General features: G+C 46.1%; 15 protein-coding genes, 9 tRNA genes and 6 rRNA genes. All 30 read left to right on the forward strand.

Translation table 11 applies throughout. From position 1 onward, the window contains the following. Positions 1 to 153 precede the first annotated feature (153 nt). Positions 154 to 933, forward strand: coding sequence for a type III pantothenate kinase (locus NYE65_RS12990; protein WP_034316297.1), 780 nt, complete (start codon positions 154 to 156; stop codon positions 931 to 933). Positions 934 to 959: 26 nt separating this feature from the next. Next, complete coding sequence (gene hslO / locus NYE65_RS12995) at positions 960 to 1,841, forward strand: Hsp33 family molecular chaperone HslO (protein WP_034316295.1); 882 nt, start codon at positions 960 to 962, stop codon at positions 1,839 to 1,841. An 18-nt stretch (positions 1,842 to 1,859) separates the two neighbouring features. Beyond that, complete coding sequence (locus tag NYE65_RS13000; protein WP_340861037.1) at positions 1,860 to 2,756, forward strand: peptidyl-prolyl cis-trans isomerase; 897 nt, start codon at positions 1,860 to 1,862, stop codon at positions 2,754 to 2,756. Positions 2,757 to 2,886: 130 nt separating this feature from the next. Continuing rightward, positions 2,887 to 3,813, forward strand: a complete 927-nt coding sequence (gene cysK, locus NYE65_RS13005) for a cysteine synthase A (protein ID WP_034316291.1) — start codon at positions 2,887 to 2,889, stop codon at positions 3,811 to 3,813. Between the two features lie 163 nt (positions 3,814 to 3,976). Then, on the forward strand, positions 3,977 to 4,813 hold the full coding sequence (gene folP / locus NYE65_RS13010; protein ID WP_340861038.1) for a dihydropteroate synthase: 837 nt from the start codon (positions 3,977 to 3,979) through the stop codon (positions 4,811 to 4,813). Position 4,814: 1 nt separating this feature from the next. Continuing rightward, positions 4,815 to 5,174 carry a dihydroneopterin aldolase gene (gene folB / locus NYE65_RS13015; RefSeq protein WP_095679957.1) on the forward strand — a complete coding sequence of 120 codons (360 nt, stop codon included), beginning with the start codon at positions 4,815 to 4,817 and terminating at the stop codon, positions 5,172 to 5,174. A gap of 2 nt (positions 5,175 to 5,176) precedes the next feature. Further along, complete coding sequence (gene folK / locus NYE65_RS13020; RefSeq protein WP_034316285.1) at positions 5,177 to 5,704, forward strand: 2-amino-4-hydroxy-6-hydroxymethyldihydropteridine diphosphokinase; 528 nt, start codon at positions 5,177 to 5,179, stop codon at positions 5,702 to 5,704. Then, a complete protein-coding gene (locus NYE65_RS13025; protein WP_328178535.1) occupies positions 5,656 to 5,868 on the forward strand; it encodes a helix-turn-helix domain-containing protein in 213 nt (70 codons plus the stop codon). The genes folK and NYE65_RS13025 overlap by 49 nt, the downstream gene beginning before the upstream one ends. 24 nt (positions 5,869 to 5,892) lie before the next feature. Continuing rightward, positions 5,893 to 6,891, forward strand: a complete 999-nt coding sequence (gene dusB, locus NYE65_RS13030) for a tRNA dihydrouridine synthase DusB (protein WP_340861039.1) — start codon at positions 5,893 to 5,895, stop codon at positions 6,889 to 6,891. Positions 6,892 to 7,079: 188 nt separating this feature from the next. Beyond that, positions 7,080 to 8,579: a lysine--tRNA ligase gene (gene lysS, locus NYE65_RS13035; protein WP_268592865.1), complete on the forward strand. Its 1,500-nt coding sequence runs from the start codon at positions 7,080 to 7,082 to the stop codon at positions 8,577 to 8,579. Between the two features lie 423 nt (positions 8,580 to 9,002). Next, a 16S ribosomal RNA gene (locus NYE65_RS13040) occupies positions 9,003 to 10,553 on the forward strand. Between the two features lie 176 nt (positions 10,554 to 10,729). Next, positions 10,730 to 13,662: ribosomal RNA gene (locus NYE65_RS13045) — 23S ribosomal RNA — on the forward strand. Positions 13,663 to 13,726: 64 nt separating this feature from the next. Beyond that, positions 13,727 to 13,842, forward strand: a 5S ribosomal RNA gene (gene rrf / locus NYE65_RS13050). A gap of 10 nt (positions 13,843 to 13,852) precedes the next feature. Beyond that, a tRNA-Val gene (locus tag NYE65_RS13055) sits at positions 13,853 to 13,928 on the forward strand. An 11-nt stretch (positions 13,929 to 13,939) separates the two neighbouring features. Continuing rightward, positions 13,940 to 14,015, forward strand: a tRNA-Thr gene (locus NYE65_RS13060). Between the two features lie 42 nt (positions 14,016 to 14,057). Next, positions 14,058 to 14,133 (forward strand) — tRNA-Lys (locus tag NYE65_RS13065). Between the two features lie 9 nt (positions 14,134 to 14,142). Continuing rightward, positions 14,143 to 14,224, forward strand: a tRNA-Leu gene (locus NYE65_RS13070). Between the two features lie 5 nt (positions 14,225 to 14,229). Further along, positions 14,230 to 14,304 (forward strand) — tRNA-Gly (locus NYE65_RS13075). A 12-nt stretch (positions 14,305 to 14,316) separates the two neighbouring features. Then, positions 14,317 to 14,405 (forward strand) — tRNA-Leu (locus NYE65_RS13080). A gap of 9 nt (positions 14,406 to 14,414) precedes the next feature. Then, positions 14,415 to 14,491, forward strand: a tRNA-Arg gene (locus NYE65_RS13085). Positions 14,492 to 14,499: 8 nt separating this feature from the next. Further along, a tRNA-Pro gene (locus tag NYE65_RS13090) sits at positions 14,500 to 14,576 on the forward strand. Positions 14,577 to 14,587: 11 nt separating this feature from the next. Beyond that, positions 14,588 to 14,663, forward strand: a tRNA-Ala gene (locus NYE65_RS13095). Between the two features lie 158 nt (positions 14,664 to 14,821). Further along, positions 14,822 to 16,372, forward strand: a 16S ribosomal RNA gene (locus NYE65_RS13100). A 176-nt stretch (positions 16,373 to 16,548) separates the two neighbouring features. After that, a 23S ribosomal RNA gene (locus NYE65_RS13105) occupies positions 16,549 to 19,481 on the forward strand. Positions 19,482 to 19,545: 64 nt separating this feature from the next. Next, positions 19,546 to 19,661 (forward strand): 5S ribosomal RNA (rrf, locus tag NYE65_RS13110). Together the 16S, 23S and 5S rRNA genes with 9 tRNA genes alongside form the textbook arrangement of a ribosomal RNA operon. Before the next feature lie 360 nt (positions 19,662 to 20,021). Beyond that, positions 20,022 to 20,483 (forward strand): CtsR family transcriptional regulator, encoded by a 462-nt coding sequence (locus NYE65_RS13115; RefSeq protein ID WP_034305095.1) that lies wholly within the window; start codon positions 20,022 to 20,024, stop codon positions 20,481 to 20,483. Between the two features lie 21 nt (positions 20,484 to 20,504). After that, positions 20,505 to 21,056 (forward strand): UvrB/UvrC motif-containing protein, encoded by a 552-nt coding sequence (locus NYE65_RS13120; protein ID WP_340861040.1) that lies wholly within the window; start codon positions 20,505 to 20,507, stop codon positions 21,054 to 21,056. Beyond that, positions 21,053 to 22,129, forward strand: coding sequence for a protein arginine kinase (locus NYE65_RS13125; protein ID WP_034305092.1), 1,077 nt, complete (start codon positions 21,053 to 21,055; stop codon positions 22,127 to 22,129). The genes NYE65_RS13120 and NYE65_RS13125 overlap by 4 nt, the downstream gene beginning before the upstream one ends. Before the next feature lie 130 nt (positions 22,130 to 22,259). Then, entirely contained in the window at positions 22,260 to 24,701 is a 2,442-nt protein-coding gene (clpC, locus tag NYE65_RS13130; RefSeq protein WP_034305090.1) for an ATP-dependent protease ATP-binding subunit ClpC, read from the forward strand. Positions 24,702 to 24,899: 198 nt separating this feature from the next. After that, positions 24,900 to 26,288 carry a DNA repair protein RadA gene (gene radA, locus NYE65_RS13135; RefSeq protein ID WP_053537036.1) on the forward strand — a complete coding sequence of 463 codons (1,389 nt, stop codon included), beginning with the start codon at positions 24,900 to 24,902 and terminating at the stop codon, positions 26,286 to 26,288. The last annotated feature ends 2 nt before the right edge of the window (positions 26,289 to 26,290 follow it).

A 26,290-nucleotide genomic window follows, 5' to 3' on the forward strand; every position in this document is an offset into this window, starting at 1 on the left:
AAAAGGGTATTTCCGCCTCGGAAATACCCTTTTCTTAACTCTTAAATTAATTATGATAAAGTTCCTGGGATCCTTCCGAAAAGTGCGACTAATAGCGTGGGAAATAACAGTGTGGTATGATGTTGGAGAATAATTTACCGGAGTGATGAAACGATGATTTTTGTATTGGATGTTGGGAATACGAATACCGTATTAGGCGTATACGATGAAGATATTTTAAAATATCATTGGCGAATTGAGACTAATCGTCACAAGACAGAAGATGAGTATGGAATGATCATAAAGTCTTTGCTGCAGCATGAAAGTCTTGCGTTTGATCAATTTGATGGAATCATTATTTCTTCGGTAGTTCCGCCAATTATGTTTGCGCTTGAACGCATGTGCAAAAAATACTTTGGAATTAAACCGCTTATAGTTGGACCTGGAATAAAAACTGGATTGAATATTAAATACGAAAATCCCCGTGAGGTGGGAGCGGACCGAATCGTTAATGCTGTTGCTGGCATTCAGGAATATGGAAGCCCTCTCATTATCGTGGATTTTGGTACGGCAACTACATATTGCTACATAAATGAGGATAAACAATACATGGGAGGAGCCATTGCCCCGGGTATAAATATTTCTACCGAGGCACTTTATTCAAAGGCAGCCAAACTTCCGAGAATAGAAATCAGCCGTCCGGAAGGGATTATTGGGAAAAATACGGTGTCCGCCATGCAGGCTGGCATTTTGTATGGGTATGTTGGGCAGGTAGAAGGAATCGTTAATCGAATTAAAGCGCAAAGTAATCTAGAACCAACGGTAATAGCGACAGGCGGACTGGCTACCTTAATTGCTAATGAGTCTACTGTTATTGACGTTGTGGAGCCATTTTTGACCTTGAAGGGTTTGCAGCTGATTTATAAACGTAATCGTGAGCAAGTGAAGAAGTAACACAAAGCATGAAAGGAGCAATATAAATGAAGGATTATCTAATAAAGGCGTTAGGTTATGAAGGACAGGTTCGTGCATATGCTGTTTCAACAACAGACACCGTAGGAGAAGCTCAGCGACGCCATTATACATGGCCCACTGCTTCGGCTGCCCTTGGACGGGCTATGACGGCAGGCGTTATGATGGGTGGAATGTTAAAAGGTGAAGAAAAGCTGACGATTAAAATCGAGGGTGGTGGTCCGATTGGATCCATCCTGGTCGACAGCAATGCAAAGGGAGAAGTCCGCGGATATGTCACTCATCCGCAAACCCATTTTGATTTGAATGAGCAAGGTAAGCTGGATGTCAGGAAAGCGGTGGGTACCGATGGATTGTTGACTGTTGTGAAAGATATTGGTCTTCGTGATTACTTTTCAGGGCAAGTACCGCTTGTATCTGGAGAACTGGGTGAAGATTTCACTTATTACTTTGTTACTTCCGAACAGGTGCCTTCATCAGTGGGGGTTGGGGTCCTGGTGAATCCGGATAATTCAATCCTTGCAGCGGGCGGATTTATCATTCAGTTGATGCCGGGTACATCCGATGATACGATTTCCAAAATCGAAAAAAGACTAAGCACGATTACTCCAGTTTCCAAGATGATTCAAAACGGCATGACTCCTGAAGAAATCCTAACCGAAATTTTAGGTGAGGGCAATGTGAATATATTAGAAAAAGTGGATGTCCAGTTCTCCTGTCAATGTTCAAGGGAAAGAATTGCGAATGCATTGATCAGCCTGGGGCAGGCTGAGATTCGGGATATTATAGAGACAGACGGACAAGCGGAGGCGCATTGTCATTTTTGTAATCAGACCTACCAATTCTCTAAGGAACAACTTGAGGAACTGGAAGCGGAAACCAAAAAATAATGTACGGGGGATAAGGGTTTGCCAAAACACAAGCTTCGGGCAATTATTGCTGGCCTTGCCTTGTTGAACCTATTGACTATCATTATCTTTGTCATAAAACCACTAATCATTTCAAAAACCGTCATTGGGGAAGAAACGGCCGCGAAGGTCGGGTCGAAGGATATTTCCCGGGACGCATGGATGAATGAGCTCGAAAAAAGATATGGGGAAGATGTACTTGAGGAAATGGTCGATAAAGAGGTAGTGAAACAGGCAGCTGAAAAATACAAAGTGAAAATTTCGGATGAAGAGCTAGATCGGGAACTTAAAATGATGAAAACGATGTATGGGACTGCCGGTCAGAACCTTAATAAAAGTAACGATCAATTGAGGCAGGAAATTCAGTCGAGTCTCCTCCTCGAGAAGCTCCTCACCAAGGACGTTTCGGTTTCCAAAACGGAAATGCGGAATTATTATGATAATAATAAGGATATCTATAGAATCCCTACTGCTTTCCATATTTCCCATATTACCACGTCTACAAAAAAGCAGGCAGACCAAGTCATACGTGAACTGGAGAAAGGTGTCTCCTTTGAAGTCTTGGCGATGGAAAAGTCCCTTGATGAATTTACTGCCAATCAAGGGGGCGATATGGGTTATATATCACAGGATAACGAGCAAGTATCCAAGGAATACATTACCGCTGCCGAGAAATTGAAGGTTAAAAAGTGGAGTGATGCAATCAAAACGGAGGATGGCTGGGCCGTTCTCTACCTGCATGAAAGAATAGAGGGCAAGCAATATGAATATGACGAAGTTAAAGACAAGATTCGCCGCCAAATAGCTCTTGAACAGATTCAGGCACCGGTCTCAGGGAAAATTTTCTGGGACGAATTTGATGTAGAATGGTTTTATGGATTGAAGGAAGAAAAGTAGGTCAATGGTTGTGTGAGAAAATTTAGAATATAGTATATAATCATTGACAATGAACTATTAAAACTGGTAACTTTAAAATTATAAAACCAATAAACATACTCGGTATTGAAATGATAAGGGAGTGGAGAAAATGGCACGTATAGCTAATTCTGTAATCGATTTAATTGGACAAACACCTATTGTTAAGTTAAACAAGCTTCAAAATGAAAACAGTGCAGATATTTATTTGAAACTTGAGTATTTTAACCCAGGCAGCAGTGTAAAAGACCGTATCGCCCTTGCGATGATCGAAGCGGCAGAAAAAAATGGTACCCTTAAGCCAGGTGATACGATCATTGAACCTACAAGCGGAAATACTGGAATAGGCCTGGCGATGGTAGCTGCGGCAAAGGGCTATAAATCAATTCTGGTTATGCCGGAGACGATGAGCTTGGAACGCCGTAACTTGCTTCGCGCTTATGGAGCAGAATTAGTTCTTACTCCTGGGCCTGAAGGAATGAAGGGTGCAATCGCAAAGGCGACTGAGCTTTCTAAAGAAAAAGGTTACTTCATTCCACAGCAATTCGAAAACGAAGCCAACCCTGAAGTACATCGGAACACTACAGGCCCTGAAATCGTTGAAGCCTTTGGAGATGAAGGTCTGGATGCATTCGTTGCCGGTATCGGTACTGGCGGAACCATTACAGGTGCCGGTGAAGTCCTGCGTGAGAAGTTCCCTGACATTAAAATTTACGCTGTTGAACCTGCGGATTCCCCAGTATTATCGGGAGGAACTCCAGGACCTCATAAAATCCAAGGAATCGGAGCAGGCTTCATACCAACTATATTGAATACAGATCTCTATGACGAAATCATTCAAGTCAATACAGAGGAATCTTTTGATTATGCACGCCGCGCAGCAAAAGAAGAAGGAATCCTTGGCGGAATTTCTTCTGGAGGTGCAATCGCAGCTGCCATTAAAGTGGCTGACAAACTGGGAAAAGGCAAAAAGGTACTTGCCATCATACCAAGTAATGGTGAACGCTACTTAAGTACGCCATTATATAACTTTGAGTAAGACAAGACACTAAAAATGAGAAGCGAAGTTCCTTAGGGGCTTTGCTTTTCTTTTTGCAGAAATGTTTGCAGAAGTGTTCCGAATCTTCATGGAGCTTGCACTATGCCTGTGTAAATGGGTAAACTCGTATATATAGATTTCTTTAAGTGAAGGAGAACGTTGGATGTCATTAGCTGGAGCGTCAAAAATAAAGTGCGGTTCATTTGATTTGGATTACAGCAATAAAACCTTAATTATGGGGATTTTGAATGTTACGCCGGACTCCTTTTCGGATGGCGGGAAATATAATCGGATAGATGCTGCTTTGAAGCATGCCGAACGGATGGTCAACGATGGAGCGGATATATTGGATGTAGGCGGAGAGTCCACCCGACCTAATTATGAGAGGATATCGGAGGAAGAGGAAATAGAGAGAGTCGCCCCGATTATAGAGGCCATATCCCGTAATATTGAGGTTCCAATATCGGTCGATACGTATAAATCAAGAGTGGCGGAAGCGGCGGTAAAAGCAGGAGCCCATATATTAAATGACATTTGGGGAGGTAAAGCCGATTCCTTGATGCCGAAGGTTGCTGGGGAATATAAGGTGCCGATCATCTTGATGCATAACAGGGGTAATATGGAATATGGACATTTTGTTCGGGATGTACTTCAAGATTTATTCGAAAGCATCATGTTGGTGAAGGATGCAGGTGTCAAGGATGAAAACATCATACTCGATCCAGGAATTGGCTTTGCGAAAGATTTAAAGTTAAATTTAGAAATGATGAGGAATCTTGATAAGCTGGTATCGTTAGGTTATCCAGTTCTGTTAGCCACATCAAGAAAATCCATGATTGGACATGTTCTGGACCTGCCGCCTAGTGAGCGAATGGAAGGAACGGCCGCCACAATCTGTCATGGCATTCAACAAGGCTGTCAAATGGTTCGCGTACATGATGTGAAGGAAATGGCACGGACTGCAAAGATGATGGATGCTCTATTAGGAAAAGGTGAATGATATGGATAAGATATATGTGAATAAAATGGAGTTTTACGGTTATCATGGAGTTTTTCCGGAAGAAACGAAGCTTGGTCAGCGATTTAAAGTGGATTTAATCGTCCAGACTGATTTAGCCAAGGCAGGAAAGAGTGACAACCTTGAAGATTCAATCAACTATGGCGAGTTATATGAGGTGTGTAAAAATGTTGTTGAGGGAAAACCTTTTAAGTTAGTGGAAGCTGTCGCTGAAAAAATCGCCTCTGAATTGCTTAATAAATATTCTTCCATCGAGACATGCACCGTCAAGGTTTATAAACCAGATCCTCCAATAGCAGGTCACTATGATTCGGTTGCTATAGAGATTGTAAGGGGACGCTGATAGTGAGAAATATTGCTTACCTTTCAATAGGGTCGAACTTAGGTGATCGCCTTGAAACATTCCGAAAGGCTTTCCAATTATTGTCTGAAAGCCCGCATATCAAATTGGTGTCATGCTCCTCTTTATATGAAACGGATCCGATAGGATATGAAGACCAGGACTGTTTTTTAAATGCTGTCCTTAAAGTGAAAACCGATTTAGAACCCGAACAATTACTTCACGCTTGTATGAAAATTGAACAGGATTTAGGGAGAAAAAGGGAAATTAGGTGGGGTCCTCGTACTTTAGACCTTGACATTTTGTTATATAATCATGAAAATATTGAGACAGAGATTCTTTCAGTCCCGCACCCTCGTATGCGCGAGAGGGCTTTTGTTATCGTGCCTTTAATGGAAGTGGACCCAGATATATCACTTCCGCAAATGCGTGCACCTTTGAGCGACCTGCTTGAACAGATTTCGGATAAAGAAGGAGTTCGATTATGGAAGGTGAAAAATGGGGAAGGCGTATTCGCGCTTTTCGAAAGTTAAAGGGTTATACCCAGGAAGGGTTTGCGAGGGAGATAGGTGTTTCCGTTTCCTTGCTGGGAGAAGTTGAACGAGGGAACCGTAACCCTTCAGAAGCATTTTTACTGGAAGTGGCGGAAATTCTTCATATTTCCATTGAGGAGCTTCAGCCACCTGATGATAAATGAAAGAATGTTATAGGGGGGCACAACGTGTTAAGAATAGGCGATATAGAAATGAAGAACCAGGTAGTGCTGGCCCCGATGGCGGGAGTCTGTAACTCGGCATTCCGCTTGACTGTCAAGGAATTTGGTGCTGGTCTTGTTTGTGCGGAGATGGTCAGTGACAAGGGAATCGTTCTTAAAAATGCTAGAACGATGAATATGCTTTATATAGATGAAAGAGAAAAGCCGTTAAGTTTGCAAATCTTTGGCGGTGAGAAGAAATCTTTGGTTGAGGCTGCGCAATTTGTAGATAAAAATACAACTGCTGACATCATTGATATCAACATGGGCTGCCCTGTCCCTAAAATCACTAAATGTGATGCGGGTGCGAAGTGGCTTCTCGATCCAAACAAAATTTATGAGATGGTTTCAGCGGTGGTTGATGCTGTTGAAAAGCCGGTAACGGTAAAAATGCGCATAGGCTGGGATGATGAACACGTTTTTGCGATTCAAAATGCTCAGGCTGTTGAACGCGCAGGTGGTAAAGCTGTTTCCATGCATGGCAGAACACGTGTTCAAATGTATGAAGGAAAAGCTAACTGGGACATCATCCGTGAAGTGAAGAAATCAATTAATATTCCCCTTATCGGTAACGGTGATGTGGGAACTCCACAGGATGCGGAAAGAATGCTGAAGGAAACGGGTGTTGATGGAGTCATGATCGGCCGTGCAGCTCTAGGTAACCCGTGGATGATTTACCGGACTGTAAAATATCTTGAAACCGGTCAACTGATGGATGAGCCTTCAGTTCGTGAAAAGATGGATGTTTGCGTGCTTCATATGGATCGTCTGATTGCGTTGAAAAATGAAAATGTCGCCGTTCGTGAAATGCGTAAGCATGCTTCTTGGTATTTAAAGGGTGTTAAAGGGAATGCTACGGCACGCAAAGGAATTAATGATTGTGAAACAAGGGAAGATGTTGTGAAGCTTCTCTATGGACTTGTTGATGATATTGAAGCGAAGCAACAAAATATCCAAATGGTCTGATGTTTGACATTACCTTCCTATTTTCCTATAATACGCTTATCTTAAACTGCCAGTAATCCTGGCAGTTTTTATATGTACATAAACAATGTTTTATGATAAAAAGCTGTTGAATTCCTTTACTTTATGTAAGAATAAATATGTATGCAAAAGAATTTCTGATTAATTATATAAGGCATTTATTAATAAAGATGGAGATGATTTTCGTGAGTCATGAAGAATTGAATGACCAACTGCAGGTAAGACGCGATAAAATGCAAGCGATGATGGATAATGGACTAGACCCTTTCGGGAGCAGATTCGAGCGCACACATAACACTCAAGAGTTAATCAGTGCTTATGGTGAATTAGAAAAAGAAGAACTTGAAGAAAAAGAAATTGAAGTTACGATCGCTGGCCGTGTCATGACGAAGCGCGGAAAAGGAAAAGCGGGATTTGCCCATATCCAGGATATTAGCGGCCAAATCCAGATCTACGTCCGTTTGGATAACATAGGGGAAGATTCTTACCAAATTTTCAACCAAACGGATCTTGGTGATCTTGTAGGGGTAACTGGCGTTATCTTCAAAACGAAAGTCGGGGAACTTTCCATTAAAGCTAAAGAATATGTGTTCCTTGCTAAAGCGCTTCGTCCGTTGCCTGATAAATTTCATGGCTTGAAGGATGTTGAAGAGCGTTACAGGAAACGCTATGTCGATTTAATTACGAATGAAGAAAGCAAAAATACGTTGATCATGCGCAGTCGCATTGTACAAGCCATGAGAAGGTATTTGGATGATCATGGATACCTTGAAGTGGAGACGCCGCTATTGCACTCTGTTGCTGGTGGAGCTGCTGCACGACCTTTCCTTACTCACCATAATGCTTTGGATATGCCTTTGAATTTAAGGATTGCCATTGAACTTCATCTAAAACGCTTGATCGTTGGCGGATTGGAGAAAGTTTATGAAATTGGCCGGGTTTTCAGAAATGAAGGGGTGTCCACAAGGCACAATCCTGAATTCACATTGATTGAATTATACGAGGCCTATGCGGATTACCAAGATATCATGAGCTTAACGGAAAACTTGATTGCCCATATAGCTCAAGAAGTTCTTGGGACGACTACCATCCAGTATGGGGAGTATGAGATTGAGTTAAAACCGGAATGGAAACGACTTCACATGGTTGACGCTGTAAAAGAATATACCGGTGTGGACTTCTGGACTGAAATGAGTAAAGAAGAAGCCCAGCAGCTTGCTAAAGAAAATGGGATTGAAGTTAAGGAATCCATGGAGTTCGGCCATATCGTAAATGAATTCTTTGAACAAAAGGTCGAAGATAAGTTAATTCAACCTACATTCATCTATGGGCATCCAGTGGAAATCTCTCCTTTAGCAAAGAAAAATCCGGAAGATTCCCGTTTCACAGATCGTTTTGAGTTATTCATAGTAGGTAGGGAGCACGCAAATGCCTTCACTGAACTTAATGATCCTATTGATCAACGTCAACGCTTTGAAGCTCAATTGAAAGAACGAGAGCAAGGTAATGATGAAGCTCATGAAATGGATGAAGATTTCTTGGAGGCGTTAGAATATGGAATGCCGCCGACTGGCGGACTTGGAATTGGTGTTGACCGTTTGGTTATGCTATTGACCAATTCTCCTTCCATACGTGACGTCCTGTTATTCCCTTTAATGAGACATCGCTAAATATAAGCAAAATGAGTTTTGATTGCAGGGCCGAATTCGGATGGCTGGGATCATGGGCGTAGCTCCTGATCCTGGTAAGTCCAATTCGGTTTTTGTTTTTTAATTATAATTTCATGCCTTTCAATAGAGTGGATTCTAGGGTTTAAAAGAAAAACAACATTATCTCAAAAAAACTTTATAAAAGGTATTGCACAGTTAACGTAATGGTGTTATATTTATATCTGTCGTTACGAACGAGTTGCAAACAGATTACAAACTTTAAAAAGTTTTAAAAAAGTTGTTGACTTGCAGTAATGAAAATGTTATTATAAATAAGCTGTTCCGAAAGACATTGCTCTTTGAAAACTGAACAAAACAAAGCGCCAACGTTAAATTTTAAGTGAGCACACACTATCAAAAAAGCAAATGAGCAAGTCAAACATTTCTTCGGAGAGTTTGATCCTGGCTCAGGACGAACGCTGGCGGCGTGCCTAATACATGCAAGTCGAGCGAATCGATGGGAGCTTGCTCCCTGAGATTAGCGGCGGACGGGTGAGTAACACGTGGGCAACCTGCCTATAAGACTGGGATAACTTCGGGAAACCGGAGCTAATACCGGATACGTTCTTTTCTCGCATGAGAGAAGATGGAAAGACGGTTTACGCTGTCACTTATAGATGGGCCCGCGGCGCATTAGCTAGTTGGTGAGGTAATGGCTCACCAAGGCGACGATGCGTAGCCGACCTGAGAGGGTGATCGGCCACACTGGGACTGAGACACGGCCCAGACTCCTACGGGAGGCAGCAGTAGGGAATCTTCCGCAATGGACGAAAGTCTGACGGAGCAACGCCGCGTGAACGAAGAAGGCCTTCGGGTCGTAAAGTTCTGTTGTTAGGGAAGAACAAGTACCAGAGTAACTGCTGGTACCTTGACGGTACCTAACCAGAAAGCCACGGCTAACTACGTGCCAGCAGCCGCGGTAATACGTAGGTGGCAAGCGTTGTCCGGAATTATTGGGCGTAAAGCGCGCGCAGGTGGTTCCTTAAGTCTGATGTGAAAGCCCACGGCTCAACCGTGGAGGGTCATTGGAAACTGGGGAACTTGAGTGCAGAAGAGGAAAGTGGAATTCCAAGTGTAGCGGTGAAATGCGTAGAGATTTGGAGGAACACCAGTGGCGAAGGCGACTTTCTGGTCTGTAACTGACACTGAGGCGCGAAAGCGTGGGGAGCAAACAGGATTAGATACCCTGGTAGTCCACGCCGTAAACGATGAGTGCTAAGTGTTAGAGGGTTTCCGCCCTTTAGTGCTGCAGCTAACGCATTAAGCACTCCGCCTGGGGAGTACGGCCGCAAGGCTGAAACTCAAAGGAATTGACGGGGGCCCGCACAAGCGGTGGAGCATGTGGTTTAATTCGAAGCAACGCGAAGAACCTTACCAGGTCTTGACATCCTCTGACAACCCTAGAGATAGGGCTTTCCCCTTCGGGGGACAGAGTGACAGGTGGTGCATGGTTGTCGTCAGCTCGTGTCGTGAGATGTTGGGTTAAGTCCCGCAACGAGCGCAACCCTTGATCTTAGTTGCCAGCATTCAGTTGGGCACTCTAAGGTGACTGCCGGTGACAAACCGGAGGAAGGTGGGGATGACGTCAAATCATCATGCCCCTTATGACCTGGGCTACACACGTGCTACAATGGATGGTACAAAGGGCTGCAAACCTGCGAAGGTAAGCGAATCCCATAAAGCCATTCTCAGTTCGGATTGCAGGCTGCAACTCGCCTGCATGAAGCCGGAATCGCTAGTAATCGCGGATCAGCATGCCGCGGTGAATACGTTCCCGGGCCTTGTACACACCGCCCGTCACACCACGAGAGTTTGTAACACCCGAAGTCGGTGAGGTAACCTTCATGGAGCCAGCCGCCTAAGGTGGGACAGATGATTGGGGTGAAGTCGTAACAAGGTAGCCGTATCGGAAGGTGCGGCTGGATCACCTCCTTTCTAAGGATAATTACGAGAGCGCTTTTGTTTTGTTCAGTTTTGAATGAGTAATTCATTCAAATAGGAAAGACGAACGTCACGATGTGATGGATTCTTTCTGCTTTGTTCCTTGAAAACTAGATAATAGATAGAAGGCAATTAATTTTTTTCAAAGCATCTGTAAGATCTTTTTTAACGGTTAAGTTAGAAAGGGCGCACGGTGGATGCCTTGGCACTAGGAGCCGATGAAGGACGGGACTAACACCGATATGCTTCGGGGAGCTGTAAGTAAGCTTTGATCCGGAGATTTCCGAATGGGGAAACCCACTGTTCGTAATGGAACAGTATCTTTACCTGAATACATAGGGTACTGAAGGCAGACCCGGGGAACTGAAACATCTAAGTACCCGGAGGAAGAGAAAGCAAACGCGATTTCCTGAGTAGCGGCGAGCGAAACGGAATTAGCCCAAACCAAGAGGCTTGCCTCTTGGGGTTGTAGGACACTCAACATGGAGTTACAAAGGAACGGGGTAAATGAAGCGACCTGGAAAGGTCCGTCGAAGAAGGTAAAAACCCTGTAGTTGAAACTTCGTTCCCTCCTGAGTGGATCCTGAGTACGGCGGGACACGAGAAATCCCGTCGGAAGCAGGGAGGACCATCTCCCAAGGCTAAATACTCCCTAGTGACCGATAGTGAACCAGTACCGTGAGGGAAAGGTGAAAAGCACCCCGGAAGGGGAGTGAAATAGATCCTGAAACCGTGTGCCTACAAGTAGTCAAAGCCCGTTAATGGGTAATGGCGTGCCTTTTGTAGAATGAACCGGCGAGTTACGATTTCATGCGAGGTTAAGTTGATGAGACGGAGCCGCAGCGAAAGCGAGTCTGAATAGGGCGAATGAGTATGAGGTCGTAGACCCGAAACCAGGTGATCTACCCATGTCCAGGGTGAAGTTCAGGTAACACTGAATGGAGGCCCGAACCCACGCACGTTGAAAAGTGCGGGGATGAGGTGTGGGTAGCGGAGAAATTCCAATCGAACCTGGAGATAGCTGGTTCTCTCCGAAATAGCTTTAGGGCTAGCCTCAAGATGAGAGTATTGGAGGTAGAGCACTGATTGGACTAGGGGCCCCCAACGGGTTACCGAATTCAGTCAAACTCCGAATGCCAAATACTTATTCTTGGGAGTCAGACTGCGAGTGATAAGATCCGTAGTCGAAAGGGAAACAGCCCAGACCACCAGCTAAGGTCCCAAAGTATACGTTAAGTGGAAAAGGATGTGGAGTTGCTTAGACAACCAGGATGTTGGCTTAGAAGCAGCCACCATTTAAAGAGTGCGTAATAGCTCACTGGTCGAGTGACTCCGCGCCGAAAATGTACCGGGGCTAAACGTATCACCGAAGCTGTGGATTGACACCGTATGGTGTCGATGGTAGGAGAGCGTTCTAAGGGCGTTGAAGTCAGACCGGAAGGACTGGTGGAGCGCTTAGAAGTGAGAATGCCGGTATGAGTAGCGAAAGAAGGGTGAGAATCCCTTCCACCGAATGCCTAAGGTTTCCTGAGGAAGGCTCGTCCGCTCAGGGTTAGTCGGGACCTAAGCCGAGGCCGAAAGGCGTAGGCGATGGACAACAGGTTGATATTCCTGTACCACCTATACATCGTTTGAACGATGGGGGGACGCAGAAGGATAGGGTAAGCGCGCTGTTGGATATGCGCGTCCAAGCAGTTAGGCCGGAAACGAGGCAAATCCCGTTTCCATTAAGGCGGAGCTGTGATGGCGAGGGAAATATAGTACCGAAGTTCCTGATTCCACGCTGCCAAGAAAAGCCTCTAGTGAGATGTAAGGTGCCCGTACCGCAAACCGACACAGGTAGGCGAGGAGAGAATCCTAAGGTGTGCGAGAGAACTCTCGTTAAGGAACTCGGCAAAATGACCCCGTAACTTCGGGAGAAGGGGTGCTTTTTAGGGTGAATAGCCCAGAAAAGCCGCAGTGAATAGGCCCAGGCGACTGTTTAGCAAAAACACAGGTCTCTGCGAAGCCGCAAGGCGAAGTATAGGGGCTGACACCTGCCCGGTGCTGGAAGGTTAAGGGGAGAGGTTAGCGCAAGCGAAGCTTTGAACCGAAGCCCCAGTAAACGGCGGCCGTAACTATAACGGTCCTAAGGTAGCGAAATTCCTTGTCGGGTAAGTTCCGACCCGCACGAAAGGTGTAACGATCTGGGCACTGTCTCAACGAGAGACTCGGTGAAATTATAGTACCTGTGAAGATGCAGGTTACCCGCGACAGGACGGAAAGACCCCGTGGAGCTTTACTGCAGCCTGATATTGAATTTTGGTACAGCTTGTACAGGATAGGTAGGAGCCTGAGAAGCCGGAGCGCCAGCTTCGGTGGAGGCGTTGGTGGGATACTACCCTGGCTGTATTGAAATTCTAACCCGCGCCCCTTATCGGGGTGGGAGACAGTGTCAGGTGGGCAGTTTGACTGGGGCGGTCGCCTCCTAAAGAGTAACGGAGGCGCCCAAAGGTTCCCTCAGAATGGTTGGAAATCATTCGTAGAGTGTAAAGGCACAAGGGAGCTTGACTGCGAGACCTACAAGTCGAGCAGGGACGAAAGTCGGGCTTAGTGATCCGGTGGTTCCGCATGGAAGGGCCATCGCTCAACGGATAAAAGCTACCCCGGGGATAACAGGCTTATCTCCCCCAAGAGTCCACATCGACGGGGAGGTTTGGCACCTCGATGTCGGCTCATCGCATCCTGGGGCTGTAGTCGGTCCCAAGGGTTGGGCTGTTCGCCCATTAAAGCGGTACGCGAGCTGGGTTCAGAACGTCGTGAGACAGTTCGGTCCCTATCCGTCGCGGGCGCAGGAAATTTGAGAGGAGCTGTCCTTAGTACGAGAGGACCGGGATGGACGCACCGCTGGTGTACCAGTTGTCTTGCCAAAGGCATAGCTGGGTAGCTACGTGCGGACGGGATAAGTGCTGAAAGCATCTAAGCATGAAGCCCCCCTCAAGATGAGATTTCCCATGGCGCAAGCTAGTAAGATCCCTGAAAGATGATCAGGTTGATAGGTCAGAGGTGGAAGCATGGTGACATGTGGAGCTGACTGATACTAATAGATCGAGGACTTAACCAACGTTTTTAAAAAAATGAAATACCTTCTTATTATCTAGTTTTGAAGGAACAACGTTCCTTTTATGTTTGGTGGCGATAGCGAAGAGGTCACACCCGTTCCCATTCCGAACACGGCAGTTAAGCTCTTCAGCGCCGATGGTAGTTGGGGGTTTCCCCCTGTGAGAGTAGGACGCCGCCAAGCAGTTATATATGGAGGATTAGCTCAGCTGGGAGAGCATCTGCCTTACAAGCAGAGGGTCGGCGGTTCGATCCCGTCATCCTCCACCATTTTTACACTTGCCGGTGTAGCTCAACTGGTAGAGCAACTGACTTGTAATCAGTAGGTTGGGGGTTCAAGTCCTCTTGCCGGCACCATTTTCATACAAGCTTGATATTGCATATATAAATAGTTTATATGAGCCATTAGCTCAGTTGGTAGAGCATCTGACTTTTAATCAGAGGGTCGAAGGTTCGAATCCTTCATGGCTCACCATTTTATTATGCGGGTGTGGCGGAATTGGCAGACGCACCAGACTTAGGATCTGGCGCCGCAAGGCGTGGGGGTTCAAGTCCCTTCACCCGCATGTTCGCGGAAGTAGTTCAGTGGTAGAATACAACCTTGCCAAGGTTGGGGTCGCGGGTTCGAATCCCGTCTTCCGCTCCACTATTTATTTATGCCGGGGTGGCGGAACTGGCAGACGCACAGGACTTAAAATCCTGCGGTAGGTGACTACCGTACCGGTTCGATTCCGGTCCTCGGCACCATCTTAATATGCGCCCGTAGCTCAATTGGATAGAGCATCTGACTACGAATCAGAAGGTTGTAGGTTCGACTCCCGCCGGGCGCACCATATTTTTTCGGGAAGTAGCTCAGCTTGGTAGAGCACTTGGTTTGGGACCAAGGGGTCGCAGGTTCGAATCCTGTCTTCCCGACCATTATTTTTTTTGGGGCCTTAGCTCAGCTGGGAGAGCGCCTGCCTTGCACGCAGGAGGTCAGCGGTTCGATCCCGCTAGGCTCCACCAAAAAAACTTGACAAGCCGATTTGGCTCTGTTATGATATGAAAGTTGATTCTTTAAGAAGAGTCAAATTGCTCTTTGAAAACTGAACAAAACAAAGCGCCAACGTTAAATTTTAAGTGAGCACACACTATCAAAAAAGCAAATGAGCAAGTCAAACATTTCTTCGGAGAGTTTGATCCTGGCTCAGGACGAACGCTGGCGGCGTGCCTAATACATGCAAGTCGAGCGAATCGATGGGAGCTTGCTCCCTGAGATTAGCGGCGGACGGGTGAGTAACACGTGGGCAACCTGCCTATAAGACTGGGATAACTTCGGGAAACCGGAGCTAATACCGGATACGTTCTTTTCTCGCATGAGAGAAGATGGAAAGACGGTTTACGCTGTCACTTATAGATGGGCCCGCGGCGCATTAGCTAGTTGGTGAGGTAATGGCTCACCAAGGCGACGATGCGTAGCCGACCTGAGAGGGTGATCGGCCACACTGGGACTGAGACACGGCCCAGACTCCTACGGGAGGCAGCAGTAGGGAATCTTCCGCAATGGACGAAAGTCTGACGGAGCAACGCCGCGTGAACGAAGAAGGCCTTCGGGTCGTAAAGTTCTGTTGTTAGGGAAGAACAAGTACCAGAGTAACTGCTGGTACCTTGACGGTACCTAACCAGAAAGCCACGGCTAACTACGTGCCAGCAGCCGCGGTAATACGTAGGTGGCAAGCGTTGTCCGGAATTATTGGGCGTAAAGCGCGCGCAGGTGGTTCCTTAAGTCTGATGTGAAAGCCCACGGCTCAACCGTGGAGGGTCATTGGAAACTGGGGAACTTGAGTGCAGAAGAGGAAAGTGGAATTCCAAGTGTAGCGGTGAAATGCGTAGAGATTTGGAGGAACACCAGTGGCGAAGGCGACTTTCTGGTCTGTAACTGACACTGAGGCGCGAAAGCGTGGGGAGCAAACAGGATTAGATACCCTGGTAGTCCACGCCGTAAACGATGAGTGCTAAGTGTTAGAGGGTTTCCGCCCTTTAGTGCTGCAGCTAACGCATTAAGCACTCCGCCTGGGGAGTACGGCCGCAAGGCTGAAACTCAAAGGAATTGACGGGGGCCCGCACAAGCGGTGGAGCATGTGGTTTAATTCGAAGCAACGCGAAGAACCTTACCAGGTCTTGACATCCTCTGACAACCCTAGAGATAGGGCTTTCCCCTTCGGGGGACAGAGTGACAGGTGGTGCATGGTTGTCGTCAGCTCGTGTCGTGAGATGTTGGGTTAAGTCCCGCAACGAGCGCAACCCTTGATCTTAGTTGCCAGCATTCAGTTGGGCACTCTAAGGTGACTGCCGGTGACAAACCGGAGGAAGGTGGGGATGACGTCAAATCATCATGCCCCTTATGACCTGGGCTACACACGTGCTACAATGGATGGTACAAAGGGCTGCAAACCTGCGAAGGTAAGCGAATCCCATAAAGCCATTCTCAGTTCGGATTGCAGGCTGCAACTCGCCTGCATGAAGCCGGAATCGCTAGTAATCGCGGATCAGCATGCCGCGGTGAATACGTTCCCGGGCCTTGTACACACCGCCCGTCACACCACGAGAGTTTGTAACACCCGAAGTCGGTGAGGTAACCTTCATGGAGCCAGCCGCCTAAGGTGGGACAGATGATTGGGGTGAAGTCGTAACAAGGTAGCCGTATCGGAAGGTGCGGCTGGATCACCTCCTTTCTAAGGATAATTACGAGAGCGCTTTTGTTTTGTTCAGTTTTGAATGAGTAATTCATTCAAATAGGAAAGACGAACGTCACGATGTGATGGATTCTTTCTGCTTTGTTCCTTGAAAACTAGATAATAGATAGAAGGCAATTAATTTTTTTCAAAGCATCTGTAAGATCTTTTTTAACGGTTAAGTTAGAAAGGGCGCACGGTGGATGCCTTGGCACTAGGAGCCGATGAAGGACGGGACTAACACCGATATGCTTCGGGGAGCTGTAAGTAAGCTTTGATCCGGAGATTTCCGAATGGGGAAACCCACTGTTCGTAATGGAACAGTATCTTTACCTGAATACATAGGGTACTGAAGGCAGACCCGGGGAACTGAAACATCTAAGTACCCGGAGGAAGAGAAAGCAAACGCGATTTCCTGAGTAGCGGCGAGCGAAACGGAATTAGCCCAAACCAAGAGGCTTGCCTCTTGGGGTTGTAGGACACTCAACATGGAGTTACAAAGGAACGGGGTAAATGAAGCGACCTGGAAAGGTCCGTCGAAGAAGGTAAAAACCCTGTAGTTGAAACTTCGTTCCCTCCTGAGTGGATCCTGAGTACGGCGGGACACGAGAAATCCCGTCGGAAGCAGGGAGGACCATCTCCCAAGGCTAAATACTCCCTAGTGACCGATAGTGAACCAGTACCGTGAGGGAAAGGTGAAAAGCACCCCGGAAGGGGAGTGAAATAGATCCTGAAACCGTGTGCCTACAAGTAGTCAAAGCCCGTTAATGGGTAATGGCGTGCCTTTTGTAGAATGAACCGGCGAGTTACGATTTCATGCGAGGTTAAGTTGATGAGACGGAGCCGCAGCGAAAGCGAGTCTGAATAGGGCGAATGAGTATGAGGTCGTAGACCCGAAACCAGGTGATCTACCCATGTCCAGGGTGAAGTTCAGGTAACACTGAATGGAGGCCCGAACCCACGCACGTTGAAAAGTGCGGGGATGAGGTGTGGGTAGCGGAGAAATTCCAATCGAACCTGGAGATAGCTGGTTCTCTCCGAAATAGCTTTAGGGCTAGCCTCAAGATGAGAGTATTGGAGGTAGAGCACTGATTGGACTAGGGGCCCCCAACGGGTTACCGAATTCAGTCAAACTCCGAATGCCAAATACTTATTCTTGGGAGTCAGACTGCGAGTGATAAGATCCGTAGTCGAAAGGGAAACAGCCCAGACCACCAGCTAAGGTCCCAAAGTATACGTTAAGTGGAAAAGGATGTGGAGTTGCTTAGACAACCAGGATGTTGGCTTAGAAGCAGCCACCATTTAAAGAGTGCGTAATAGCTCACTGGTCGAGTGACTCCGCGCCGAAAATGTACCGGGGCTAAACGTATCACCGAAGCTGTGGATTGACACCGTATGGTGTCGATGGTAGGAGAGCGTTCTAAGGGCGTTGAAGTCAGACCGGAAGGACTGGTGGAGCGCTTAGAAGTGAGAATGCCGGTATGAGTAGCGAAAGAAGGGTGAGAATCCCTTCCACCGAATGCCTAAGGTTTCCTGAGGAAGGCTCGTCCGCTCAGGGTTAGTCGGGACCTAAGCCGAGGCCGAAAGGCGTAGGCGATGGACAACAGGTTGATATTCCTGTACCACCTATACATCGTTTGAACGATGGGGGGACGCAGAAGGATAGGGTAAGCGCGCTGTTGGATATGCGCGTCCAAGCAGTTAGGCCGGAAACGAGGCAAATCCCGTTTCCATTAAGGCGGAGCTGTGATGGCGAGGGAAATATAGTACCGAAGTTCCTGATTCCACGCTGCCAAGAAAAGCCTCTAGTGAGATGTAAGGTGCCCGTACCGCAAACCGACACAGGTAGGCGAGGAGAGAATCCTAAGGTGTGCGAGAGAACTCTCGTTAAGGAACTCGGCAAAATGACCCCGTAACTTCGGGAGAAGGGGTGCTTTTTAGGGTGAATAGCCCAGAAAAGCCGCAGTGAATAGGCCCAGGCGACTGTTTAGCAAAAACACAGGTCTCTGCGAAGCCGCAAGGCGAAGTATAGGGGCTGACACCTGCCCGGTGCTGGAAGGTTAAGGGGAGAGGTTAGCGCAAGCGAAGCTTTGAACCGAAGCCCCAGTAAACGGCGGCCGTAACTATAACGGTCCTAAGGTAGCGAAATTCCTTGTCGGGTAAGTTCCGACCCGCACGAAAGGTGTAACGATCTGGGCACTGTCTCAACGAGAGACTCGGTGAAATTATAGTACCTGTGAAGATGCAGGTTACCCGCGACAGGACGGAAAGACCCCGTGGAGCTTTACTGCAGCCTGATATTGAATTTTGGTACAGCTTGTACAGGATAGGTAGGAGCCTGAGAAGCCGGAGCGCCAGCTTCGGTGGAGGCGTTGGTGGGATACTACCCTGGCTGTATTGAAATTCTAACCCGCGCCCCTTATCGGGGTGGGAGACAGTGTCAGGTGGGCAGTTTGACTGGGGCGGTCGCCTCCTAAAGAGTAACGGAGGCGCCCAAAGGTTCCCTCAGAATGGTTGGAAATCATTCGTAGAGTGTAAAGGCACAAGGGAGCTTGACTGCGAGACCTACAAGTCGAGCAGGGACGAAAGTCGGGCTTAGTGATCCGGTGGTTCCGCATGGAAGGGCCATCGCTCAACGGATAAAAGCTACCCCGGGGATAACAGGCTTATCTCCCCCAAGAGTCCACATCGACGGGGAGGTTTGGCACCTCGATGTCGGCTCATCGCATCCTGGGGCTGTAGTCGGTCCCAAGGGTTGGGCTGTTCGCCCATTAAAGCGGTACGCGAGCTGGGTTCAGAACGTCGTGAGACAGTTCGGTCCCTATCCGTCGCGGGCGCAGGAAATTTGAGAGGAGCTGTCCTTAGTACGAGAGGACCGGGATGGACGCACCGCTGGTGTACCAGTTGTCTTGCCAAAGGCATAGCTGGGTAGCTACGTGCGGACGGGATAAGTGCTGAAAGCATCTAAGCATGAAGCCCCCCTCAAGATGAGATTTCCCATGGCGCAAGCTAGTAAGATCCCTGAAAGATGATCAGGTTGATAGGTCAGAGGTGGAAGCATGGTGACATGTGGAGCTGACTGATACTAATAGATCGAGGACTTAACCAACGCTTTTAAAAAAATGAAATACCTTCTTATTATCTAGTTTTGAAGGAACAACGTTCCTTTTATGTTTGGTGGCGATAGCGAAGAGGTCACACCCGTTCCCATTCCGAACACGGCAGTTAAGCTCTTCAGCGCCGATGGTAGTTGGGGGTTTCCCCCTGTGAGAGTAGGACGCCGCCAAGCCATTTAAAAAGATCAGCCATCCGGCTGGTCTTTTTTTGTTTGTAATTAAAAAATTTTTCCGTTTTCAGGGACAGTACGGGCTGGCCTTATTTGAATTGGTTGCCATATCATGAGGAGGAATGGATGAGCTGGGGAAATGGGGCAGAATTCTTAAGGAGAAGAAAAATTTCAGGTTTTACATCCATTTATATAGGGTATTTATATAAGATATTTCAACTTTAATGTTCAATGGGGTATGTAACTACATATAATTTGGAGAAAATGGATATTACAGAAAGAAAATGCGTTTAAGTTGCAAAATGCATTATTCCTTGTATAATAATAGTCAAATATAGTCAAAGTCAGAATGGAGGAGGCTGAGTGAGAAACATATCTGATGTTATCGAAACTTATTTGAAGCAAGTACTTGAAATAAGTCAAAAAGATATCTTGGAGATAAAAAGAAGTGAAATAGCGGATAAATTTCAGTGTGTTCCTTCTCAAATCAATTACGTAATAAATACCAGGTTTACCATCGAGAGAGGTTATGTTGTAGAGAGTAAGCGTGGAGGCGGCGGTTATATACGCATCATGAAAGTGGAATCACAGGATTCCGTGCAACTTATCAACCACTTATTATCGCTTATTGGTTCCAGGGTAACTCAATCGATGGCTGAAGGAGTAATTTCACGGCTGATGAATGAAGACGTCATTAATGAAAGAGAAGCAAAGATTATGATGAGCGTCATAGATAGATCGGTGATTTATATCGACCTGCCTGACCGCGATGAGCTTAGGGCAAGAATTTTAACAGCGATGCTTACTACTTTAAAATATAAATGAAACTGGCAGAGGTGATGAACGTTGATTTGCCAAGAATGTCATCAAAGGCCTGCTACCCTGCACTTCACCAAAATCATCAATGGAAAAAAGACTGAAGTCATGATTTGTGAGAAATGTGCTCAGGAAAAAGGTGAAATGTTCATGGAGGCAGGTGGACCTGGTTTTTCAATAAATAATTTTTTAGCAGGATTGTTGAATATGGAGTCGAATATTCAACAGACAAAGGCAAATGCATTTCCGAAAACGGAAGAGAGGCGCTGCCCGCATTGTCATCGATCTTATAAAGAATTTGTCCATATTGGCAAGTTTGGCTGTGCCGAATGTTATAAAACGTTCAATGAACAGTTAAATCCCATTTTAAAGAGGGTTCATAGCGGCAATACAGCACACATAGGGAAAATTCCAAAAAGGATTGGCGGCGCCATATATCTTCGAAAGCAAATTTTGGATTTGAAAGAAGTTTTAAAGGTCCACATTGATCAAGAGGAGTTTGAGAAGGCGGCAGAAGTAAGAGATAAGGTTCGTTCCCTTGAAAAAAGGTATGAAGCACAAGAGGGAGGCGAGGAATTATGAGCTTGGAAAAGTTTGTAGAAAACGCCTTGAGTTCCTGGATGAGTGCCGAAGGTCCGGAAATCGATATTGTATTGAGTTCGCGGATTCGGCTGGCCAGGAATTTCAAAGACTTTACCTTCCCAACCTCCTTTTCGAACGAAGAAGCTAATAAAATCATTGAATTGATTAAAAAAAGAATCGAAGAGGAAGTAACGCCAGAGATTGGGAAATTGGAGCTATTAGAGATTGACCAATTGCAGCCACTGGAAAAGCGCGTTCTGGTTGAAAAACATTTAATCAGTCCTCATTTAGTTGAAGATTCAGCGAAAAGCGCGTGTCTCCTTTCGGAAAATGAAGAAATAAGTATCATGATAAACGAAGAGGACCATCTTCGTATTCAATGTTTAATGTCGGGGTTGCAGCTAAAGGAAACCTTAAAGATTGCAAATGTTCTTGACGATTGGATTGAAGAATCCATAGACTATGCATATGATGAGGAAAGAGGATACCTGACTAGTTGTCCGACTAATGTGGGAACAGGGTTAAGGGCTTCAGTCATGATGCATCTGCCGGGTCTGGTCCTTACACAGCAGATGAATAATATCATACCGGCTATCAACCAATTGGGGTTGGTGGTTCGAGGGATTTATGGAGAGGGCAGTCAAGCGTTGGGGAATATTTTTCAAATTTCCAATCAAATCACTCTTGGAAAATCGGAAAGGGATATCGTTGAAGATCTAACGAGTGTAGTGCAACAAATCATAGCCCAGGAACGGTCAGCGAGGGATGCATTAGCGAGGACTTCCCACATACAATTAGAAGATAGAATTTTCCGTTCATATGGGGTTTTGTCCAATGCTCGAATAATCGAGACAAAGGAAGCAGCTACATGTATCTCAGATGTTAGATTAGGGATAGATCTTGGGTATATAAAGAGTATTTCCAAAAGCATTCTAAATGAATTGATGATTTTGACGCAGTCGGGATTTTTACAAAAGTACGCAGGCGGCCCTTTAAGACCCCATGAAAGGGATATCCGTAGAGCAGCACTCATCCGGGAACGCTTAAATTTCACGGAATCTTCCTCCTCATAGAGGTTATTGACCCCTTTAGGGAGAATTAAATTTCATGTAATAGATATGGAGCAAGAATAAGCTTCTGCCATTACTTAGAGAATTGCCAGCAATTTTATTCAAAACGAAAATTCTTAAGGAGGAATTCCCTATGATGTTTGGTCGTTTTACTGAAAGAGCCCAGAAAGTATTAGCATTAGCCCAAGAAGAAGCAATCCGTTTAGGTCATAATAATATTGGCACGGAACATATTTTACTGGGCCTGGTCCGAGAGGGTGATGGTATTGCAGCCAAAGCGTTATATGCTCTTGGATTGGGTCCGGAGAAGATTCAGAAAGAAGTGGAAAATTTAATTGGCCGTGGACAGGATACGGCTCAAACGATACATTATACCCCAAGAGCCAAGAAGGTCATTGAGCTTTCCATGGATGAAGCAAGAAAATTAGGTCACTCATATGTTGGGACAGAGCATGTCCTTCTAGGTCTTATACGAGAAGGGGAAGGTGTCGCTGCCCGCGTATTGAATAATCTGGGAGTAAGTTTAAATAAAGCCCGACAACAAGTATTACAACTTTTGGGCAGCAATGAATCAGGTGGTCATCAAGGTTCAGCCGCTGCAAATGCAAGCACGCCGACATTAGATGGCCTTGCCCGTGATTTAACGGCGATTGCAAGGGAAGGAAGCTTGGATCCGGTTATCGGTAGAAGTAAGGAAATACAGCGTGTCATTGAGGTATTAAGCCGTCGTACAAAAAATAACCCAGTATTGATCGGTGAACCTGGCGTTGGTAAAACAGCCATTGCTGAAGGGCTTGCCCAACAGATTATCAATAACGAGGTACCTGAGATTTTACGTGATAAACGCGTCATGACACTTGATATGGGTACTGTTGTGGCTGGCACTAAATACCGGGGTGAATTTGAGGACCGGTTGAAGAAAGTCATGGATGAAATACGTCAGGCGGGTAATATCATCCTATTCATCGATGAATTGCATACATTGATTGGTGCAGGTGGTGCAGAAGGTGCCATCGATGCCTCCAATATCCTTAAACCATCATTGGCCCGTGGTGAATTACAATGTATCGGTGCTACAACTTTGGATGAGTACCGTAAGTATATTGAAAAGGATGCTGCCCTTGAACGTCGCTTCCAGCCAATCCAAGTCGATGAGCCGACAATTGAGGAATCCATCCAAATTCTCAAAGGTCTTCGTGACCGTTATGAGGCACATCACCGCGTATCGATCACTGACGAAGCGATTGATGCTGCAGTCAAATTATCAGACCGTTATATTTCCGATCGCTTTTTACCTGATAAAGCGATTGACTTGATTGATGAAGCTGGTTCCAAAGTTAGGCTGCGCTCATACACAACGCCACCTAACCTAAAGGAACTTGAAGTGAAACTAGATGATGTTCGCAAGGAAAAGGATGCTTCCGTTCAGAGTCAGGAATTTGAAAAAGCTGCTTCGCTTCGCGATACAGAACAACGCTTAAGAGAACAATTGGAAGAAACGAAAAAAACTTGGAAAGAAAAACAAGGGCAGGAAAACAGTGAAGTGACTGTGGATGACATTGCACACGTCGTATCCAGCTGGACGGGAGTGCCGGTCACTAAATTGGCGCAAACGGAGTCAGACAAACTGCTTAATATGGAGTCAATCCTCCATGATCGTGTAATTGGGCAGGAAGAGGCCGTCATTGCGGTTTCTAAAGCAGTACGACGTGCAAGGGCAGGTTTGAAAGACCCTAAGCGTCCAATTGGTTCATTCATCTTCCTGGGACCAACAGGGGTCGGTAAAACCGAGCTAGCCCGTGCTTTGGCTGAATCCATTTTTGGTGATGAAGATGCCATGATCCGCATCGATATGTCCGAATATATGGAGAAACACTCGACTTCACGTCTTGTTGGATCACCTCCAGGATATGTTGGGTACGAAGAAGGCGGTCAGTTAACGGAAAAAGTGCGGAGGAAACCATACTCCGTCGTTCTGCTTGATGAAATAGAAAAGGCGCATCCGGATGTCTTCAATATTCTTCTTCAAGTGTTGGAAGACGGAAGACTGACAGATTCCAAGGGGCGTACTGTCGATTTCAGGAATACCATTCTGATCATGACATCGAATGTAGGGGCGTCTGCCTTGAAAACTGATAAGTATGTCGGCTTTAACATCCAGGATACCGGGCAGGACTATAAAAATATGAAAGGGAAAGTGATGGAAGAACTCAAACGTGCATTCCGTCCGGAATTCCTGAATCGTATTGATGAAACTATCGTGTTCCACTCATTAGAGAAGGATCATTTGAAACAAATCGTTACATTAATGTCAAATCAGCTTACTACCCGTTTGAAAGAACAGGAGATATACTTGGAGCTGACAGATGCGGCTAGAGAAAAAATTGCCACGGAAGGTTTTGATCCGGAATATGGGGCAAGGCCAATCCGCAGGGCGCTTCAGAAGCATGTAGAAGACTATCTATCCGAAGAGTTGCTTAAAGGCAACGTGAAAAAAGGGCAAACGGTCGTAATGGATGTCGTGAATAATGAGTTTGCAATCCGACAAGGCGAGCCTGTTAATGTAAGTGAATAACCTGATCCTAAACTTCGAGGTACACGCAGATTCTTTTGCAGTGTACCTCTGTTTTTTATCTATAGGTAGATATGAGTATAAACGGGACAAGCAAAGTGAATATTTTTTTAAAAAAACTTAGCCTTAAGAAGGTTTAAATAAAACAGAGATATAATATCCTTAATATAGATATTTTTTCCAAAGGAAGAGGAGTAATTTATGGCTGTAAAAAAGAAAACAAAATTTATGTGTCAGTCTTGTGGGTATGAGTCCGCGAAATGGATGGGGAAATGCCCAGGCTGCGGTGAATGGAACAAAATGGTCGAGGAAACCGAAATCGTTAAACCTGCAAGAAAAGGCGCTTTTACCCATTCAGAGGTTAGAGTTTCCGGGGAACGGGAGAAGGCAGCACCCATAACGACCATTCAGTCAGAAAAAGAACCACGCATTAAGACGGATCTAATGGAATTGAATCGTGCTCTTGGGGGCGGGATCGTACAGGGATCACTTGTATTGATCGGAGGGGACCCGGGTATCGGTAAGTCCACCCTGCTTCTACAGGTATCATCCCAATTGGCGCATAAACAGAAAAAAGTGCTTTATATATCAGGTGAAGAATCAGTCAAGCAAACCAAATTGAGAGCGGACCGGCTTGGGACCATGTCGGAAAATCTATTCGTTTATTCTGAAACCGATATGGACTATATCCAACAGGCAATTACAGACGTTAAACCGGATTTGGTCATAATTGACTCGATTCAAACGGTTTACCATTCTGAGGTTACATCTGCCCCGGGAAGCGTTTCACAAGTGAGGGAATGCACAGCCTCACTCATGCGCATTGCTAAAACGAACGGGATTGCGATTTTTATCGTCGGTCACGTTACAAAAGAAGGGGCCATTGCGGGACCACGGCTGCTTGAGCACATGGTTGACACCGTATTATATTTTGAAGGGGAAAGACACCATACATATCGAATTATACGTGCGGTTAAAAATCGCTTTGGTTCGACGAATGAGATGGGTATTTTTGAAATGAAGGAACATGGATTGGAAGAGGTGGCAAATCCATCGGAAATTTTCCTTGAAGAACGGTCGCAAGGAGCTTCAGGGTCCACAGTCGTCGCATCCATGGAGGGCACAAGGCCGGTGCTTGTTGAAATTCAAGCATTGATTTCTCCTACGAGTTTTGGCAATCCGAGGCGGATGGCCACGGGAATTGACCACAATCGAGTTTCGCTTTTAATGGCTGTCCTGGAAAAGAGAGTGGGCTTGCTGCTCCAAAACCAAGATGCGTATTTAAAGGTTGCTGGCGGTGTCAAGCTGGATGAACCGGCAATTGACCTCGCTGTCGCAATAAGCATTGCATCAAGCTTCCGTGATAAACCAACAAACCCTGCCGATTGCATCATTGGTGAAGTGGGGCTGACTGGTGAAGTGAGAAGGGTGTCACGAATTGAACAAAGGGTGCAGGAAGCAGCGAAATTAGGGTTTGAGCGGGTTATCATACCGGCTAATAATATAGGAGGGTGGACCGCGCCGAAAGGTATTAAGATCATTGGTGTTTCATCGGTTTCGGAGGCTCTTAAACAATCGTTAGGGGGTTAAGC

The organism is Peribacillus sp. FSL R5-0717, from assembly GCF_038002945.1.
GTDB lineage: Bacteria > Bacillota > Bacilli > Bacillales > DSM-1321 > Peribacillus > Peribacillus frigoritolerans.

Bases quoted from the DNA above. Each gene is read 5' to 3' on its own strand.
- NYE65_RS12990 (WP_034316297.1), top strand. From the start codon at position 154: ATGATTTTTGTATTGGATGTTGGGAATACGAATACCGTATTAGGCGTA.
- hslO (WP_034316295.1), top strand. From the start codon at position 960: ATGAAGGATTATCTAATAAAGGCGTTAGGTTATGAAGGACAGGTTCGT.
- cysK (WP_034316291.1), top strand. From the start codon at position 2,887: ATGGCACGTATAGCTAATTCTGTAATCGATTTAATTGGACAAACACCT.
- folP (WP_340861038.1), top strand. From the start codon at position 3,977: ATGTCATTAGCTGGAGCGTCAAAAATAAAGTGCGGTTCATTTGATTTG.
- folB (WP_095679957.1), top strand. From the start codon at position 4,815: ATGGATAAGATATATGTGAATAAAATGGAGTTTTACGGTTATCATGGA.
- NYE65_RS13025 (WP_328178535.1), top strand. From the start codon at position 5,656: ATGGAAGGTGAAAAATGGGGAAGGCGTATTCGCGCTTTTCGAAAGTTA.
- lysS (WP_268592865.1), top strand. From the start codon at position 7,080: ATGGAGATGATTTTCGTGAGTCATGAAGAATTGAATGACCAACTGCAG.
- NYE65_RS13125 (WP_034305092.1), top strand. From the start codon at position 21,053: ATGAGCTTGGAAAAGTTTGTAGAAAACGCCTTGAGTTCCTGGATGAGT.
- clpC (WP_034305090.1), top strand. From the start codon at position 22,260: ATGATGTTTGGTCGTTTTACTGAAAGAGCCCAGAAAGTATTAGCATTA.
- radA (WP_053537036.1), top strand. From the start codon at position 24,900: ATGGCTGTAAAAAAGAAAACAAAATTTATGTGTCAGTCTTGTGGGTAT.